The 17,647-nt window shown below is 71.0% G+C and carries 15 protein-coding genes and 1 pseudogene; 8 read left to right on the top strand and 8 right to left on the bottom strand.

Annotated elements, in window-relative coordinates; genetic code table 11:
• Positions 1–49: 49 nt before the first annotated feature.
• Both GGD89_RS19720 and prmC read right to left on the bottom strand, forming a co-directional pair.
• Complete coding sequence (locus GGD89_RS19720) at positions 50–919, bottom strand: DUF4167 domain-containing protein (RefSeq protein ID WP_221238340.1); 870 nt, start codon at positions 917–919, stop codon at positions 50–52.
• 712 nt (positions 920–1,631) lie between these two features.
• A complete protein-coding gene (gene prmC, locus GGD89_RS06170; RefSeq protein WP_184043249.1) occupies positions 1,632–2,540 on the bottom strand; it encodes a peptide chain release factor N(5)-glutamine methyltransferase in 909 nt (302 codons plus the stop codon).
• 355 nt (positions 2,541–2,895) lie between these two features.
• On the opposite strand from prmC, the gene aat reads away from it, so the two are divergent.
• Positions 2,896–3,618 carry a leucyl/phenylalanyl-tRNA--protein transferase gene (aat, locus tag GGD89_RS06165; protein WP_184043248.1) on the top strand — a complete coding sequence of 241 codons (723 nt, stop codon included), beginning with the start codon at positions 2,896–2,898 and terminating at the stop codon, positions 3,616–3,618.
• A 35-nt stretch (positions 3,619–3,653) separates the two neighbouring features.
• On the opposite strand, the pseudogene GGD89_RS20000 reads toward aat, so the two are convergent.
• From GGD89_RS20000 to GGD89_RS06145, 5 genes and pseudogenes are all read right to left on the bottom strand, one after another.
• Positions 3,654–3,875 (bottom strand): annotated as a pseudogene (locus GGD89_RS20000) (DUF2155 domain-containing protein); the annotation flags it as partial.
• A 319-nt stretch (positions 3,876–4,194) separates the two neighbouring features.
• Positions 4,195–4,893, bottom strand: coding sequence for an MlaD family protein (gene mlaD, locus GGD89_RS20510; protein ID WP_184043247.1), 699 nt, complete (start codon positions 4,891–4,893; stop codon positions 4,195–4,197).
• 56 nt (positions 4,894–4,949) lie between these two features.
• Positions 4,950–5,447: an MlaD family protein gene (locus GGD89_RS06155; RefSeq protein ID WP_184043246.1), complete on the bottom strand. Its 498-nt coding sequence runs from the start codon at positions 5,445–5,447 to the stop codon at positions 4,950–4,952.
• 149 nt (positions 5,448–5,596) lie between these two features.
• Complete coding sequence (locus tag GGD89_RS06150; protein WP_246422751.1) at positions 5,597–5,998, bottom strand: NADH:ubiquinone oxidoreductase subunit NDUFA12; 402 nt, start codon at positions 5,996–5,998, stop codon at positions 5,597–5,599.
• Between the two features lie 119 nt (positions 5,999–6,117).
• Positions 6,118–6,441: a BolA family protein gene (locus GGD89_RS06145; protein WP_184043245.1), complete on the bottom strand. Its 324-nt coding sequence runs from the start codon at positions 6,439–6,441 to the stop codon at positions 6,118–6,120.
• Positions 6,442–6,628: 187 nt separating this feature from the next.
• Here GGD89_RS06145 and GGD89_RS06140 point away from each other — a divergent pair, with 187 nt between their 5' ends.
• Positions 6,629–7,249: a J domain-containing protein gene (locus GGD89_RS06140; protein ID WP_184043244.1), complete on the top strand. Its 621-nt coding sequence runs from the start codon at positions 6,629–6,631 to the stop codon at positions 7,247–7,249.
• A 188-nt stretch (positions 7,250–7,437) separates the two neighbouring features.
• Positions 7,438–8,424, top strand: coding sequence for a cobaltochelatase subunit CobS (gene cobS / locus GGD89_RS06135; RefSeq protein WP_184043243.1), 987 nt, complete (start codon positions 7,438–7,440; stop codon positions 8,422–8,424).
• A 93-nt stretch (positions 8,425–8,517) separates the two neighbouring features.
• Here cobS and ubiG read toward each other — a convergent pair whose 3' ends face one another.
• The gene (ubiG, locus tag GGD89_RS06130) at positions 8,518–9,318 is read right to left on the bottom strand and encodes a bifunctional 2-polyprenyl-6-hydroxyphenol methylase/3-demethylubiquinol 3-O-methyltransferase UbiG (protein WP_184043242.1); all 801 of its coding nucleotides are present in this window, start codon (positions 9,316–9,318) and stop codon (positions 8,518–8,520) included.
• A 319-nt stretch (positions 9,319–9,637) separates the two neighbouring features.
• On the opposite strand from ubiG, the gene GGD89_RS06125 reads away from it, so the two are divergent.
• From GGD89_RS06125 to ispG, 5 genes are all read left to right on the top strand, one after another.
• Positions 9,638–10,870, top strand: a complete 1,233-nt coding sequence (locus tag GGD89_RS06125; RefSeq protein WP_184043241.1) for an aspartate kinase — start codon at positions 9,638–9,640, stop codon at positions 10,868–10,870.
• A 53-nt stretch (positions 10,871–10,923) separates the two neighbouring features.
• Positions 10,924–12,006 (top strand): NAD(P)H-dependent flavin oxidoreductase, encoded by a 1,083-nt coding sequence (locus GGD89_RS06120; protein WP_184043240.1) that lies wholly within the window; start codon positions 10,924–10,926, stop codon positions 12,004–12,006.
• Positions 12,006–14,267 carry a phosphoenolpyruvate--protein phosphotransferase gene (gene ptsP / locus GGD89_RS06115; RefSeq protein WP_184043239.1) on the top strand — a complete coding sequence of 754 codons (2,262 nt, stop codon included), beginning with the start codon at positions 12,006–12,008 and terminating at the stop codon, positions 14,265–14,267. The genes GGD89_RS06120 and ptsP overlap by 1 nt, the downstream gene beginning before the upstream one ends.
• Before the next feature lie 473 nt (positions 14,268–14,740).
• Positions 14,741–16,225, top strand: coding sequence for a RodZ domain-containing protein (locus GGD89_RS06110; protein WP_184043238.1), 1,485 nt, complete (start codon positions 14,741–14,743; stop codon positions 16,223–16,225).
• 243 nt (positions 16,226–16,468) lie between these two features.
• Positions 16,469–17,632 (top strand): flavodoxin-dependent (E)-4-hydroxy-3-methylbut-2-enyl-diphosphate synthase, encoded by a 1,164-nt coding sequence (gene ispG / locus GGD89_RS06105; protein ID WP_184043237.1) that lies wholly within the window; start codon positions 16,469–16,471, stop codon positions 17,630–17,632.
• Positions 17,633–17,647 lie beyond the last annotated feature (15 nt).

Below are 17,647 nucleotides of genomic sequence, written 5' to 3'. Positions count from 1 at the left end.
CCCGCCGCCGGCCATGGGCGTCAGCGAACCGTCTTGAGGGCCGCCGGTCTCACGCCACCGAGGGTTCGGCCGTCGGCTGCTGCCCCGACTCCGGGCTGTCGCCGCCGCCGCTGGCGGCGCGGGTGGTGCCGGCGCGGCGCGGGTTGCGGCGGATGCGCCGCGTGCGGGCGGGGCTTTCCGCCGCGTCGGCCTCGGCGTCATCCGACGGGCTGGCATCGGCCGCCGGGGCCGCGCCGTCCTCGATGCCGGTTTCGGCGCCCGCCTCGTCGTCGCGGCCGTTGCCTCGACTGGTCGCGCCTCGACTGGTGGTGGCGGTGGAGTCGTCATCGCCATTGGTGGCGCGACTCTTGGTGCGGGCGCCGCCGCGCCCGGTGCGACGCGGCGCCCGGCTGACGCGGGTCGGACCGCCCTGGGACTCGCCGGTTTCCTCGGCGCCGTCGGCCGCGCCACCGTCATCCGGCGTCGCCTCGGCGTCGCGGCTGTCGTCGCGATCCTGGCCATTGCCGCGTCGCGCGGTGGCGCGCGGGGTGCGCTCCCGCTCGGGGGACGCGGCGGTGTCGCCGTCGCCATCGCCGAACAGGTCATCGCCGGTCCCACGATCCGCGCCGATGCCCCGGCCGCCCGTCTGCTGGGCTGCCGTCGCCGCGCGGGTCCCGTCGCTCTGGCCGGTCAGGGCCATGTACACACGGTGATAGTGGTCGGCATGCTGGTAGTAGTTCTCGGACAAGACCCGATCCCCCTGGGATCCGGCGTCGCGCGCCAGGGCCGTGTACTTCTCCACCAGCTGCATGGCGTTGCCGCGCAAGCGGACGTTGGGTCCGTTGCTGTCGAACGTCTGGTTCCGGTTGGGTGTCCGCTTGCCGCCTCCGCCGCCGACCCGGCCGCGAGGACGTCCCCTGGTGTTCGAACCTTGTTTCATGAGTCCGTCTGGTCAGATGATGGATACCCACATGACGCCGCTTGACTGAGCGGGCATGCCTTTCGTTCGCGCCGGTCTCTGGCGCCTGTCCGTCCGGCGACAGTCCGGGCGCACGCCATGCGTGATCGCCGTGGTGTCCCGCGACCCGTTCAATTCACACGTGCGTCGCCTGTCACCCGACAAGAGCCCGACCGTCGCGCGTCGCGCCGAGTGATGGTTGCTCTGATGCCGTCGTCACGCCGGACTGATCGTTGGCCGTCTGGGCCTGACGATTGGTCGAAGTGTGCCCATCCCTGTCGATGCGCACCGCGACACCGGCGCCCCTGTCGACACCCCGAAGACCGTGCCCTGGTCCCGAGATCCGGTCCTTGAGTCCGGATGGGTGTCATGGGCCGACTGGCGCGGGATCCCAACCCGGACCCATCGACCTGTCTCCCTCTCGATTCCCCCTCGATCCCCCCGTGTCGCGCGACGATCGTTCGAACCGACGTTGGGAGGTCACGGCCTCCCCTCGCGCGTCTCCAGGCGACCAGAACCCCGACCGGTCCCGCACTCTTGGCATCGCGGAGAACACGCGCCCCAACTACCCCGAGAACACCATGGCATGCCGCGTGTCAACGGATCGCCGGTTCAAGGTCGCGGGCTTTACAGTTCAGGAAAGCGCGTCGTCGTGACCGTAGGGCGGCGGCTCGGCCATTCCAAGCTTTTTTTTTCATGACGGCCCGCCTTTTTTGGGCGGTTGTGCGGCGATGACACAACGACCATGCCCTCCCAGGTCACGGGCAATCGCCGGAGGGGAGAAACCAGCGGCATTCATCAACCCAGAGACATCCTCGGCCTGACCGGCGCCGACCTCCAGGGCCAGCCAGCCGCCCGGACGCAGCAGATGCCGCGCCAGGGGTACCAGGGTTCGATAGGCGTCCAGGCCGTCGGCGCCGCCGTCCAGCGCCAGGACGGGGTCATGGGCGCGGACCTCCGGGGCCAGGGTGGGCAGGGTGGCGGAGGGGATGTAGGGCGGGTTGGAGACCACCGCGTCCAGGCTGGCGGGCGAGACCCCCAGGGCCGTCGCGCCGCCGCGCCAGTCGGCGACCCGGAGCGTGGCCCGCTCGGCCAGGCCATGGGTCGCGGCGTTGGCGCGCGCCGTCTCCACCGCCCCCGGCGACCGGTCGACGCCCAGGCCCCGGGCCGCCGGCAAGGCCGCCAGCAGCGCCAGCAGGATACAGCCCGTCCCGGTGCCCAGGTCCAGCAGGTGCCAGGGCGCGTCCGTTGGGGTGAGGCGCTCCAGCAGCGCCGCCACCACGGTTTCCGTGTCCGGGCGGGGTTCCAGGGTGTCGGGTCCCAGGGCCAGATCCAGGGTCCAGAACCCGCGCCGGCCCAGGATGCGCCCGACCGGCTCCCGCTGGATCCGGCGTTCGATAAGGGCGGCGAACCCCTCGGCCGCCGCCTCGGAGAGCGCGTCGTCGAGCCGCAGGCCCAGCCCCGCCGGCGACGGCAGACCCAGGACATGGGCCAGCAACACCCGCGCATCCAGCCGGGCGTCGTCCGGCGGGATCCCGGCGGCGACCAGGCGGGCGGCGGCGGCGGACAGGGCGGTCGCGGTGGTGGCGGGGGAAGCGGGCATGGGCGATCCTTTTTGAGGGCCGCATCATGCCGTGTTCACGGGCGCGCCTGAAGCGGCGACAGCGCGCGACCGGCTGGTTTCTCGACGGGCCGGGCGGTTTGCGCGCACGAACACGCCCGATGCGGGGACACGGGGGCGGGCTCCGCCCGGCGTTTGGCAGCGGGTCCCTTGGCATCGCGCCCCCGGCCTCACGGCCCGGGTCCGGCCGGCCTGGGCGGTCGCCCGGCCCTCGCTGTTGCAATCCGTCCCCATGACGGTCATTGAAGGAAAGGGGCGGGGGACTCAACGGCGGTGACCGCCGGCCGCCCGACCTCCTCCAAGCGTCCCATCCCTCCGTCTGGCGTGGCGAGCCCGCATGACGTTCCAGATCACCCCCGATATCCTGTTGCGTGCCTACGCCACCGGTCTGTTTCCCATGGCCCGGGGGCGTGACGACCCGAACCTGTACTGGGTCGATCCGGAACGGCGCGGCATCCTGCCCCTGACCGGGTTTCATGTGCCCCGGTCGCTGCGCAAGACCCTGCGCCAGGGCCGCTTCGAGGTGCGCGTGGACACCGCCTTCCTGGCGGTGTTGCGCGGGTGCGCGGCGCCCATGCCGGGGCGTCCGGACACCTGGATCAACGCCGAGATCGAGGCTCTGTTCACGGAACTGCATGCGCGCGGCACCGCCCACAGCATCGAATGCTGGCGGGGCGATCGGCTGGTGGGGGGGCTTTACGGGCTGGCGCTGGCGGGAGCGTTCTTCGGGGAGAGCATGTTCTCGACGGAAAGCGACGCGTCGAAGGTGGCGCTCTGCCATCTGGTGGCGCGGCTGGTCGCCGGCGGCTTCACGCTGCTGGACACCCAGTTCATCACCGATCACCTGGCCCGGTTCGGCGCCCGGGAGGTCACGCGCGCCACCTATCTGGGCCTGCTGGACGAGGCCATGCAGACGCATGGTGCCCAGTTCTATTGTGCCGCCGAGCGGGTCGAGGGCGCGATGTCGGGTTTGCTGGGAATCACGGGCGGCGGCGACACCGGCAACACGCCCACGCCGTCGTCGGCGTCGTCCACGCACTCCACCACCCAGACGTCGTAAACCGGGTGTTCCATGGCCGACAGCGAGGGGCTGGAAGCGAACATCCAGCCCCGGAACACGGTCTGGTGCGAGGGGGTGCCCGCGTGCACCTCGCCGATGTCCAGGAAGGCGGCGTGCTCCGGAGACTCGTCCAGGGCGGTGCGGCGGCAGGCCCGGGCGATCACCTGGACTCCGCCCAGCATCACCGGTTCGCCCACGGGCACCCGCACCTGGGCGACTCGCGCCGTGGATTTGTCCAGCCAGCGCAGGACGACCATGTCGGTGTCGATGCGCGGCACCGGCGCCGCCGTGGGGTCGTCGAGCGACTGGGCGCGGGCCGCGAGCGGCGGCGTCAGGCTCACCATGGCCAGCACGCCGAGGACAAGACACGAAAGGGCGCGAAGCGGGCGGGGGCGGAACGGAACCGTGGTCATCGGGGCGTCCGGGGTCTGAGGGGGCGAGGGAACCAGCGTCCGGCTCCACCGGTGTGGCGGCGCGAGTCAGGACGGTCGACACCGACACCCTGGCGCGACAATGGGGCGCTGGCGGGGCAGGCTTATCGCCGCCATCGTCCTGCGCGCGGCGCCCGCCTCGGCGTCACGTCGGGCCGTCCAGGGACGGGGCCTCGGGTGGCTCGGCGGTGTCCTCGGGCGCGTCCACCGGGTCCTGTGGCGGCTCCAGTGGCGGGGCCTCGGGTGGCTCGGCGGCGTCCTCGGACGGCTCGCGGGGTGCTCCGGGCGCGCCGAGCAGGATCCCGGAGGGATCGAGAAGGCCCCCCGTCGGATCGGGACCGGGTCCGGGTCCGGATCCGGATGGGCCCGATGGTCCTCCGTGGGCGCCGGGCGGCGGCGGTGGCTGGGTGGCCAGGAAGATGATCTCGCCCACCAGATCCTCCAGCGACTGGTAGTCGTTGGTGTGGCGGATGCTGTCCCCCGGCTCCAGGGTCTCGCTCGCCTGTCCCGGCACCAGTTTGACGTAGGTTCCGCCCAGCAGGCCATCGCTGGTGATGGCCGCGCGGGTGTCCACGGGCAATTGCACGCTGTCGAGGATGCTCATCTCGACGACGGCCTCGTAGGTTTCCGGATCCAGGCGCTGGCCGATCACCGTGCCCACGGGGATGCCCGCGATGCGCACGTCGCCCCCGGTGTCGAGGCCGCCGGCGCGCAGGAACTCCGCCGTCAACGCATACCCCCGCACCTGACGCAGGTCCGCCGTGGTGTAGGCGAAGGCCAGGAACACCGCCGCCACCAACAGCACCAGCGCCCCCATGATGGTCTCGATGGGATTGCGCCCCATAATGTTCCGTCCCCTTCTCGCGCGTCCGCCCCGCGCCCTTGCCGTGGCTGGCTCGATCAGTACCCCACCGTCAGGGACGGATCGAGGCCGCGCTGCTGCTTGGCCCGCGCCACGATTTTAGCCAGCAGGTCCTCGATGATCACCGAGTCCTGGGTGTAGTCCAGGGTGTCGCCGGGCGCCAGCGTGTCCATGGCGCCGCCGGGCTCCAGTTCGATGAACTTCGCGCCCAGCAGGCCGTCGGTCAGGATCATGGCGGCCGAGTCCACGGACAACGGCACGGAGCCCGAGACGCGCAAGGTGAGCACCGCCCGGTAGTGTTCGTCCAGGTGCATGGCGGCGACCTTGCCGAAGGGCATGCCGGCCATGCGGACTTCCGTCCCCACGGCGATGCCGTCGGCCTGCCCGAACACGGCCTGCAGGTTATAGGCTTCGTTGCGCAGCACGGCGGCGCCCTGGTGATCGCCAATGCCGCTGGAGCTGTAGGCGAACAGGCCTGCCGCCAGCGCCAGGACCGCCGTGCCCACCGCAATTTCCCGTCGCGCGTCGCTGCTCATGTCCCGTCCGGTTCCAGGGCCCCGGCGCGGCGACGCCCTTGGACGAGTCGCGATCGGGTGTCGGTATCGCTGCGCACCATCCTGACCTGCCTGCCCCGTCGTTCCGGACGGACGGATGCGGGGCGCATCCCTCCGCGTGAGTCAGGGCCTTATCCGCCGGGGGTCCATGCCTGATAGTCGCCGCTGGCGGCGCGGCGGGCACCCCCCCGGCGTTCATCGCCGGCCGGAACGTAGGCGTCGGCCGTGCCGCTGAGGTTGGGCACATGGGGCTTCGCCCAAGGCTTGTCCAGCGACGGCAAGGGGTCTTCGACCGTGTGGTGCAGCCAGGCATGCCACTCCGGCGGCACGGCCGAGGCCTCGGCCTCGCCCTTGTACATGACCCACCGCTTGGCGCGGCGGCCGGCCGGCGCGCGACGCTCGCGGTAGTACACGTTACCGGCGGGGTCCTTGCCGACCCGGGTGCCGGAGAAGAGCGTGTGTAGCCAGGTTCCGATGGTCATGGGTGTGTTCGCCGTCTTGCTGGTCGTCTGGACACGAAGGCTGAAGGCCATGACCCTAATGCATCGTCCACGGGCGGAAAAGGGCCAAGTCCGGTGGTGGCTCGCGGCGTTATCCCAGGGTCGGGTCCAGGCGGGCGGAGGCGCGACACACGGCGCGGCAGGCTCATGGGCTAGCCGCGCACCTCGTCTGGGGCGCGCGCCCGCACGGTCAGGGCATGGACGCGCTCGCGCAGTTCCTCGGCCAGCAGCGCGTGGACCATGCGGTGTCGCTCCAGACGACTCCGGCCGGTGAAGGCGGCGGAGACGATGTGGACGGTGAAGTGGGTCTCGCCACCGCCGTCCAGGGGGGCGTGCCCGGCGGACCCCAGGGCCGCCATGCGCGGGCCATGCGAGGCATGGCGGCGGGAGTCATCGCGCACCACCAGCGCCTCCGGCATCAGGCCCTCGGTCAGCTTGGTTTCGATGCGCGCGCGGATAGGCGAGGATGCGGTCATGGATCCTGCGGAGGTTGGGGGTCCCGACGGGACGGACTGGGCGCGAAACGACCCGGATACGGCGGCCCATGTGGGGATCCGCGCCCGCCGATCAAGGCCCCGCCGACCCTCCTTCGGCGCCGTTCCCGTGCTTGCCAGGGGGCGGCCTCGGTCCCATAGTACGGGCATGGTTGCGCACGGCCGCAGAATGGGCACCCATGGAACCGCCGCCCGGCGCCATGGCCTGGATGCCTCGTTTGGCCTGGACGACCTCGATGCGGCATCGGCCCGCGCCGAGGCGCCGGGGGTGCCGATGTGCGATCATCCGGGCTGCGCCAATCGGGGAGAGTTCCGCGCTCCCAAGGATCGCAGCCTGAGCAGCTACTACCATTTCTGCCTCGACCACGTCCGGGCGTACAACAAGGCGTGGAACTACTACGCCAACATGGACTCCGAGGAGATTGAGCAGCAGGTCCGCCGCTCCACCGTCTGGGACCGTCCCACCTGGCGCATGGGTGGGGCCGGACCGCGCCGCTTCGATCCCGGGACCCTGCACGATCCCCTGGGCGTGTTCGACGACATGCACGCCACGCAGGACGGCCATGTCGACGCCGAACCGACACCCTTCGCCCGGGACAGCCGCGAGACCCAGGCGCTGCGGGAACTGGATCTGACCTGGCCGCTGACCCGGGAGGAGCTGCGCGCGCGCTACCGGACGCTGGTCAAGCGCCATCATCCGGACGCCAACAACGGTGACAAGGCCGCCGAGGAACGCTTCAAGTGCGTCAGCGAGGCCTATCGCGTGCTCCTCGCCACGGTGGACGCCTGACCCCGCCATCATGTCCGGCCGGCCACGCTCCCAGGCTCCGCCATGGGGTTTGCGACGGGGCGCCGCCATGGGGCGCGCCGCGAAAGCCGTTTTCTCCCGCGCGGGACTCGGATTAGAGTGCGCGCTCGTCCGGCCCCGTGGCCCGCGCGAGGGGCCCCGGACCGCGCTTTCCTGAAGAAGAGGATCTCATGGACATGCCCGCCGAACCCCTCCTGGACAAGCCCGATACCACGGTTTCGGTGCGCGAGGCCTTCGGCATCGACTCCGATATGCAGGTGCCGGCCTTTGCCACGGCCAGCGAGCACGTGCCCGACCTGGACCCCAATTACCGCTTCGACCGCGACACCACGCTGGCCATCCTGGCCGGGTTCGCCCACAACCGGCGGGTCATGATCCAGGGCTACCACGGCACCGGCAAGTCCACGCACATCGAACAGGTGGCGGTGCGGCTCAACTGGCCCTGCATCCGCGTCAACCTGGACAGCCATGTCAGCCGCATCGACCTGGTGGGCAAGGATGCCATCGTCCTGCGCGACGGCCTTCAGGTGACCGAGTTCCGCGAGGGCATTCTGCCCTGGGCGTTGCAGCGGCCGTGCGCCTTGGTGTTCGACGAGTACGATGCCGGGCGCCCCGACGTGATGTTCGTGATTCAGCGCGTTCTGGAGGTGGAGGGCCGCCTGACCCTGTTGGACCAGAACAAGGTGATCCGCCCGCACCCGTCGTTCCGGCTGTTCTCGACCGCGAACACGGTGGGTCTGGGCGACACCACGGGCCTGTATCACGGCACCCAGCAGATCAACCAGGGGCAGATGGACCGCTGGAACATCGTCGCCACCCTGAACTACCTGGAGCACGACGCCGAGGTCGAGATCTCGGCGGCCAAGCAGCCCGAGTACAACACGCCCGAGGGCCGGAAGCTGCTTGGCCAGATGGTGGCGGTGGCCGACCTGTCGCGCAACGGCTTCATCAACGGCGACATCTCCACCGTCATGAGCCCGCGCACGGTGCTGACCTGGGCGGAGAACGCCACCATCTTCGGGGATGTGGCCTTTGCCTTCCGGGTCACCTTCCTGAACAAGTGCGACGAGACGGAACGCCCGATCATCGCCGAGTACTACCAGCGCTGCCTGGGGGCCGAACTCAAGGAGAGCGTGCCCAGCCTGGCGGTGACCTGACCCGGGACGCCGGTAAGGGGACGCCGGTAACGGGACGCCGGCACGGGGGAGATCGAGCCCCGTGTCGGTCCCACGTCAGCCCCGTGCGCGCCGTCACGCCGCCCGGCGCGCCGCGACCAGATAGTTGACGTCCAGGTCGCGGCTGAGCGACCACTCCCCGGACAGGGGATTGAAGGTCATGCCCACCAGCGCCTCGACACTCAGCCCGCCCGCGCGCAAGCCGGCGGCGAAGTCGGCCGGGCGCACGAACTTGCGCCACTCGTGGGTGCCCTTGGGCAGCCAGCGCAACACGTACTCGGCGCCGATCTTGGCCAGGGCCAGCGACTTCAGGGTGCGGTTGAGCGTTGCGCCCACCAGCAGGCCGCCCGGCGCCACCAGGGTCGCGCAGGAGTGCAGGAAGCTGTCCACGTCGGCGACGTGCTCCACCACCTCCATGGTCAGCACCACGTCGAACCGGCGGCCCTCGGCCACCAGCGCCTCGGCGGTCCCCACCCGGTAGTCGATCGGCAGGCCCGAACCCTCGGCATGGATCGAGGCGATGCGGATGTTCTTCTCGGTGGCGTCGATGCCGGTCACCTGGAAGCCCAGGCGCGCCATCGGTTCGCACAGCAGCCCGCCACCGCAGCCGATGTCCAGCAGCGTGAGGCCCGCGAAGGGCGCGCGCTGGTTGATGTCGCGGCCGAAGCGGGCGGCCGCCTGGTCGCGGATGAAGGCCAGCCGCTTCGGATTGAAGGTGTGCAGCGGCTTGAAGGGGCCGTCCGGGTCCCACCACGTGTCGGCCATGGCGGCGAACTTGGCCACCTCGCTGTCGAGCACGGATCCCGGACCCGGAGGCGCGGCGTCGGCGCCGGAACCGGGGCTGGCGGAGGCATTGGAACTGGGGCTGGCGGACATGGCGACGGTGATCTCCCTGCGTGTGACGGTACCGGACGGAGCCGGGCGCGCGGCCCTCGGCGGGGGCGCCGCGCGGCCTTGCCTCCCCCCGGGCGAGCGAGTATGAAGGGGCCGCCCGGGCGCCCCGACCTGGAAAAAACCGCCCGGGACGATCCCGATGGTCCGCCCGAGTCGTCGGGGATGTATAGCCTATACGACGGCCACGGCAACCGGATCGCCGCCCGGTGCCGGTCACGGGACCGGCCCCTCTGGGTCCCGTCTCCCTCCCACGCATCGTCCCACGTTGTCCAGTAGCACAGGAGCCCGGGGGCACCCCAGCATGGCCCGAATCGTAATGAAGTTCGGCGGTACCTCGGTGGGCGACATCGAGCGCATCCGCACCGTTGCCCGCCGTGTCTCCGAGGAGGTCGCCGACGGTCACCAGGTGGCGGTGGTGGTCTCGGCCATGTCCGGCGAGACCAACCGCCTGGTCGATCTGTGCCGGCGGGTCGCCCCGATGCACGATGCCCGCGAGTACGACGTGGTCGTGTCCACCGGCGAGCAGGTGACCATCGGCCTCTTGTCCATGGCCTTGCAGGACCTGGGGGTGGAGGCGCGCTCCTGGACCGGCTGGCAGATCCCGGTGCGGACCGACGGGGCGCATGGCCGCGCCCGCATCCAGGACATCGACACGACCGACCTGATCCAGCGCCTGGAGCAGGGGCAGGTGGCCGTGGTGGCCGGGTTCCAGGGGCTCGGCGAGACCGACCACCGCATCACCACCCTAGGGCGGGGCGGGTCGGACACCTCGGCGGTGGCCCTGGCCGCCGCCCTGGACGCCGACCGGTGCGACATCTATACCGATGTCGATGGGGTTTACACCACCGATCCGCGCATCGTGCCCAAGGCCCGCAAGCTGGCTCGCATCACCTACGAGGAGATGCTGGAGATGGCCTCCCTGGGCGCCAAGGTGTTGCAGACGCGCTCGGTGGAGATGGCCATGAAGCACGGCGTGCGCGTCAGCGTGCGCCACAGTTGGCCGGAATACTGGACCGTGCCCGGGACCCTGGTGTGCAGCGAGGACGAGATCGTGGAAAAGGAACTGGTCAGCGGAATCACCTACAGCCGCGACGAGGCCAAGGTCACCCTGCAGCGGGTGTCCGACCAGCCCGGCGTGGCGGCGCGCATCTTCGGCCCGCTCGCCGACGGCAACATCAATGTGGACATGATCGTCCAGAATGTGTCCGAGGACGGCCAGTCCACCGACCTGACCTTCACCGTGCCCACCGGCGATCTGGACAAGGCGGTCGGCTTGCTGGAAGCCTGTCGCGACGACCTGGGCTTTCGGCACCTGACCTCGGATTCCAATGTCTGTAAGGTCTCGGTCATCGGCGTCGGCATGCGCAGCCACGCCGGCGTGGCCCAGACCATGTTTCAGGCCCTGGCCGAGCGCAACATCAACATCCAGGTGATTTCCACCTCGGAGATCAAGGTGAGCGTGCTGATCGCCGAGGAGTACACCGAACTGGCGGTGCGGGCGTTGCATACCGCCTACGGACTGGACGCCGCCTGATCGCGACTGTCCCGCCGCCCCCTTCGCCGGCAGACACAAACGGATTCGGACTCATGACCACCGCACCCGCGCGCGCGCATCTGGATCTTCTGTGGGCCAGGGGCCGGGCCTTGCTGGGCACGCCCACCGCCATCATGGGCGGGGCCATGTCCTGGGTCTCGGAGCGGACCCTGGTGGCCGCCATCTCCAACAGCGGCGGCTTCGGCGTGATCGCCTGCGGGTCCATGGGACCGGACCTGCTGGCCGCCGAGATCACGGCCACCCAGGCCCTGACCGACAAGCCGTTCGGCGTCAACCTGATCACGCTGCATCCGGAGTTGGACGCGCTGATCGACGTCTGCCTGCGGCTCCAGGTGGGGCATGTGGTGCTGGCCGGCGGCCTGCCCTCCGGGCCGTCCATCCGCCGCCTGAAGGACGGCGGCGCCAAGGTGCTGTGCTTCGCGCCCGCCGTGGCCCTGGCCCGCAAGCTGATCCGCCTGGGGGTGGACGGCCTGATCATCGAGGGCGCGGAGGCCGGCGGCCACATCGGTCCCGTGGCCACCAGCGTGCTCGCGCAGGAGATCCTGCCCGCCGTGGGCCAGCACGTGCCGGTGTTCGTGGCCGGCGGCATCGGCCGGGGCGAGGCCATCGTGTCCTACCTGGAGATGGGCGCCGCCGGGGTGCAGATGGGCACCCTGTTCGTCTGTGCTCACGAGAGCATCGCCCATCCGGCCTTCAAGGCGGCCTTCATCCGCGCCAACGCCCGTGACGCCGTGCCCACCGTCCAGGTCGATCCCGGCTTTCCGGTGATCCCGGTGCGCGCGTTGCGCAACAAGGGCACCGAGGCGTTCGCCGAGACCCAGCGCCGGGTGATCGAACGCGTGCGCGCCGGTGAGCTGGACCAGAAGGCCGGACAGCTGGAGATCGAGCATTTCTGGGCCGGGGCGCTGCGCCGGGCGGTCATTGATGGCGACGTGGAGACCGGCTCGCTGATGGCCGGGCAGAGCGTCGGCCTGGTCAAGGAGGAACAGCCGACCCGGGTCATCCTCGACACCCTGGTCGCCCAGGCCGAGGCGGCGATCGCGGCGCGGGCCGCCGAGGCGGCCCACGCCCCGGCCACGGCCGCCGCGCCCGTGGTCGCCGACCCGGTGTCCTGATGCCCATCAACGATGCCGGCGGGCGGCGCCTGCTGGGGCGCCTGCGCGAGCACATGGCCGGCGGCGGCACGCCGCAGGACCGGCTTGACCGGACCGTGCGGCTCATCGCCGAGGATCTGCGCGCCGACGTCTGCTCCTGCTACGTCATGCGCGCGGGCGAGGTGCTGGAACTGTTCGCCACCCAGGGCCTGTCCCAGGACGCCGTGCACCGCACCCGGTTGCGCGTGGGCGAGGGCTTGGTGGGGGCCATCGCCGCCCGGGCCCGGCCGCTCAATGTGTCCTACGCCTGGGAGCATCCCAGCTTCGTCTACCGCCCCGAGACCGGCGAGGAGATGTACGCCTCGCTGATGGGCGTGCCCATGCTGCGCGGCGGCCAGGTCATCGGCGTGCTGGCGGTGCAGAACCGCGCGCGGCGGGTCTACTCCGATCTGGAGGTCGAGACCCTGGAGACCGTGGCCATGGTGCTGGCGGAAATGCTCGCCGGCACCGGGCTCGTGTCCTTCGACGAACTGGCGCCGGTGACCGGCAACGCCGTGCTGCCGCTGCGCATGGAGGGCCTGTGCCTGAACGCCGGCGCGGTGCTGGGCACGGCGGTCTACCATCGCCCCACGGTGCATATCGAAAAGCTGATCTGCGAGAATCCGGACACGGAACTGGAGCGCCTGCGCACCGCGCTGCAGGCCATGCGCCGCTCGCTGGACGACATGATCCGCAGCCACGTGGATCTGGCCGGCGACCAGCAGGAGATCCTGGAAGCCTACCGCATGTTCGCCGACGACGCCGGCTGGGTGGCGCGTATTTCGGACGCCATCCGGTCCGGGCTGACGGCCGAGGCGGCGGTGCGCAAGGTGGACGACGACATGAAGGTCCGCCTCGCCCAGGCCAGCGACCCCTATATTCGCGAGCGCCTGCACGACCTGGAGGACCTGGCGAACCGGCTGCTGCTGCATCTGACCGGCCAGGGGCAGACGGCCGCCAACCGGCCGATGCCGGAGGATGCCATCCTGGTGTGCCGCTCGCTGGGGCCGGCCGAACTGATGGACTATCCGCGCGGCACCGTGCGCGGCGTGCTGATGGAGGAAGGCACCCCCACCATGCACGCGGTGATCGTCGCGCGGGCGATGGATATCCCGGTGCTGGGTCGGCTGCCCGGCCTGTACACGCGCATCGCGCCCCTGGACGCCGTGGCGCTCGACGCCGACAACGCCCAGGTGTTCGTGCGCCCCAGCGACGACGTCCGCGACACCTTCACCGCCAGCCTGACCGCCCGTCAGGCGCGCCGGGCCGCGTATCTGGCGGAACGGGATCTGCCCTTCGTCACCGGCGACGGCGAGCCGGTCACGGTGATGATGAACGCGGGCCTGCTGATGGACATGGCCCATCTGGAGGGCACGGGGGCCATGGGCGTGGGGCTGTACCGCACCGAGTTGCCCTTCATGACCCGGCCCAGCCTGCCGGACGTGCCCACCCAGACACTGCTGTATCAGAAGATCCTGGAACAGGCGGGCGGCAAGCCGGTGGTGTTCCGGACCCTGGACGTGGGCAGCGACAAGATCCTGCCCTACTGGTCGAACGACGCCGAGGACAACCCGGCCATGGGCTGGCGGTCCATCCGTATCACCCTGGACCGGCCGGCGGTGCTGCGCAGCCAGGTGCGGGCGCTGGTGCGGGCCAGCGCCGGGCATGACCTGCGGGTGATGTTCCCCATGGTGGCCGACGTCGACGAGTTCGACGCGGCGCGCCGTCTGGTGGACGCCGAACTGTCGCGCGCCGCCGGACGCGGCCAGTCGCTGCCGGAAACCGTGTGCGTGGGCACCATGCTGGAGGTCCCGGCGCTGTTGTTCCAGTTCGACGAGGTGTTGCGCCGCGTGGACTTCGTGTCGCTGGGCAGCAACGATCTGCTTCAGTTCCTGTTCGCGGCCGATCGGGGCAACCCGCGCGTCTCCGGCCGCTACGACACGCTGTCCATGCCGGTGCTGCGGTTGCTGCGCCGGGTGCTGGAGCAATGCCAGGCCGCCGAAACGCCGGTGACCGTGTGCGGCGAGATGGCCGGGCGGCCCCTGGAGGCCATGGCGCTGGTGGGCCTGGGCTATCGGGCGCTGTCCATGTCGGCCCCCGGGGTGGGGCCGGTCAAGCAGATGCTGCGCAGCATGGACTCCCAGGCGGTGGGCGCCTACGTCCGGCGCCTGCTGGAGACCCCGGGCGGATCGCCGCGCACGGCGTTGCGGGCCTACGCGCGGGATCACGGCATCAAGGTGTGATGACGGGCGTGTGGGGAACGGCGTGTGATGACCGGGCCGGCGCCGTCCCGATCCCGGGCCGAGGCTCCGTTGCGGTCGACCTGCCGGGTCTGCCGGACACCTGAAAGTCGTTCCGTCTCGGGCCGTTATGCGGTATATCTCGGATCAGGTGAGATCACGGATCGCCCCGCGCGGCCGGAACCCGGTCCGACGGGTGGACAGGGCCCGTGGACGCCGGTGTCGACCGCTGGGGTTGATCGCCGGGGACACGGTCTGCCGGGGACACAGTCCGCCGGGGGCATCGGCCCCGGACTCATCGGTCCCGTTCGCGGGAACGGCCGCCGGCCCGTCTTCGGGCGCTCCGGTGCCGCGCGCGGATGGAACGGGACGCGGAGGGGGGTGGATCACCACGGACCGGAGTTGGTCGCAGACGGCAGACGAGGACACCGCTCTTGGGGACATCGGCGCATAGCCCGCGGCCCGACATGCCGTTCGTGACGCCCGGACATGTCGGCAGTCTGCTCCAGGAAGCCCGCCTGCGTCAGGGCCATGACCTGCGGATCATCGCGGATGATCTGCGCATCCGCTATCAGTATCTGCTGGCGATCGAGGCTGGTCACTACGACGACCTGCCCGGCCCGGCCTATGCGGCCGGGTTCGTCAGGGGATACGCCGAGTACCTGGGGCTTCCGGCCGAGGACACCTTGCGCCGGTTCCGCGACGAGACCCAGCCGCGCGCCGGCCGGATCAACCACCTTGAGTTTCCCACGCCGGCCAACGACGGGGGCATCCCCGCCGGGGCGTTCCTTCTGGTTGCCTTGATCGTGGCCGGATGCGCCTATGGGATCTGGTTCTGGCTGTCGTCCAACGGCAAGACGATGGCCGACCTGGTGGCCGACATTCCGACCGTCGTGGCCGACCTAGTGGGGGACCTGTCGGACGCGGTGCCGCCGCTGCCCCCGCCGCCGCCACGGGCCAGCCCGGCGCCCATGACCGAGGCCGGAGCCGCCGACGCGGTGGCCAGCGCGTCGGATCAAGCGTTCGACGAGCCGTCCGGTCCGGATCCCGATCCCGCGCCATCGCCGCCCGGGACGGCCAGCGCGATGGACATGGCGCGGGCCGATCCGCCCGCCCCGACCCGCGAGGCGAACCGCCTGGAGGCGCTGCTGGACGCGCCGTCGATCGAGGAGACGGCGATCGCGGGTCCCGATCCCGCGGCGGTCGACGCCGCGCCGGACACCACGGACGCCCCGCCGTCGGCGCCGGTCGCCGAGGATCCGGACCCGGCGCCGAATACTGCGCCGATTGCCGCGGACGGTCCCCAGGCGGCCGTGTCCACGGTCGCCGTCGAAGGCATTCCGCGTCCGCCGTCCGAGCCCGACGCTGACGCCGACACCGACACCAACACCGGCGCCAGCGCTGACGCGGGCACCGGGACCGCCCCGGCGGCCGAGGACGCGACGCCCGACGACGTGGCGGCCGAGGACATGGCGGCGGAACCGGACATGCCGGATGCCGAGACCGTCGCGGTGGCCGCCGCCCCTGAACCCGAGGTGCCCGAGATCCCGGTGCTGACGGTGCCGGCGGTGCCCGAGACGGCGGAGCCCGCCGAATCCGCTGAACCCCCCGTCGCCGCCGTGGACCCCGAACCCGAGACGGAGCCGGAGCCGGATCGGGAGCCCGCGTATGTGGGTCGCGCGGCGCCCTCCGACGTGCGCGCCGCCGGCGGCGCGGCGCGCATCGTGCTGCGCGCCAACCGCGATGCCTGGATCCAGCTGCGCCGCAACGGCGACCTGGTGCTGCGCCGGCTGCTGCGGCGCGGCGATGTCTACGCCGTTCCCCCGGACGGGGGCTATATCCTCAACACCAGCAACGCCGGCGGCCTGGAGGTTTACGTGGACGGGCGCCGGGTCCGCGACCTCGGACCCGCCGGCGCGCCGCGCAGCGGCGTGAGGCTCTCCCCCCGTGCCTTGAATTGAGGGCATTGATGGCCTAATACCGGGGTTCGCGGGCGTGGGGCCCGTGGGCTTGGCTCAAGGGGACGGGGGCGCGCGGCCTTGATCCGACCCGCAGGACCGGCGACCCGCCAGGGTCCGTGATCCGACGATGCCGCCGCCCGTGACCCGCCGTCCCCCGCGCGTTCCGGGGTGTCGCGCGGCTGGCGCGCCTCGGGGTCGGAGTCGTCAGCCTCTTACCCTGCCTCCATGTGACACGAGGGTTCCATGTCCGAGCGTCCCTATCGCGTCATCCGGCGCCGTCCGAGCCGCCAGATTCACGTCGGTTCGGTTCCGGTGGGGGGCGATGCCCCCATTTCCGTGCAGACGATGACCAACACCATCACCGCCGACGTGGCCGGCACCGTGGCCCAGGTGCGGCGGATGGAAGAGGCCGGCGCCGACATCGTGCGCGTCTCCTGCCCCGACGAGGACTCCACCCGGGCCTTGCGGCAGATCGTGGCCCAGGTCCAGGTGCCGATCATCGCCGACATCCATTTCCACTACAAACGCGCCATCGAGGCCGCCGAGGCCGGCGCCGCCTGCCTGCGCATCAATCCGGGCAACATCGGCGCCGCCGAACGGGTGCGCGAGGTGGTCAAGGCCGCCAAGGATCACGGGTGCTCCATGCGCATCGGCGTCAACGCCGGCTCGCTGGATCGCCACCTGCTGGAAAAGTATGGCGAGCCCAACCCCGAGGCCATGGTCGAAAGCGCCCTGGAGCACGCCAGGATCCTGGAAGACAATGACTTCCGCGAGTTCAAGATCTCGGTCAAGGCATCCGATGTGTTCCTGGCCATCGCTGCCTACGAGGGTCTGGCGGAGGCTTGCGATTATCCCCTGCACCTGGGCGTCACCGAGGCCGGCGGCACCCGCATCGGCACCGTCAAGTCGTCCGTCGGTATGGGCTGGCTGCTCAAGAAGGGCATCGGTGACACCATCCGCGTGTCGCTGTCGGCCGACCCGGTGGAAGAGGTCAAGGTTGGTTTCGACATCCTCAAGGCGCTGGACCTGCGGCACCGGGGCGTGCGCATCGTTTCCTGCCCGTCCTGCGCCCGCCAGGGCTTCGACGTCATCAAGGTGGTGGAGATCCTGGAGGACCGGCTTGCGCACATCAGCACGCCGGTGTCGCTGTCCATCCTCGGTTGCGTGGTCAACGGTCCGGGCGAGGCCCGCGAGACCGACATCGGCATCACCGGGGGCGGCACCCTGGAGAAGGAAGGCGCGGCCAACAAGGTCTATATCTCCGGCGTGCCGGACCACAACATCGGCAACGCGGAGATGATCGATCACGTCGTGGCCCTGGTCGAGAAGAAGGCCGCCGAGATTGAGGCGGCCAAGGCGGCCGACACGATGGCGGACCAGATCGCTCCCCAAACCGCCGCCGAATAGCCCACCGACATCGGA

The organism is Roseospira visakhapatnamensis (genome assembly GCF_014197915.1).
GTDB lineage: Bacteria > Pseudomonadota > Alphaproteobacteria > Rhodospirillales > Rhodospirillaceae > Rhodospira > Rhodospira visakhapatnamensis.
The sequence above is the reverse complement of the archived record's forward strand: the minus strand, read 5'-3'. Positions and strand labels throughout refer to the sequence as shown.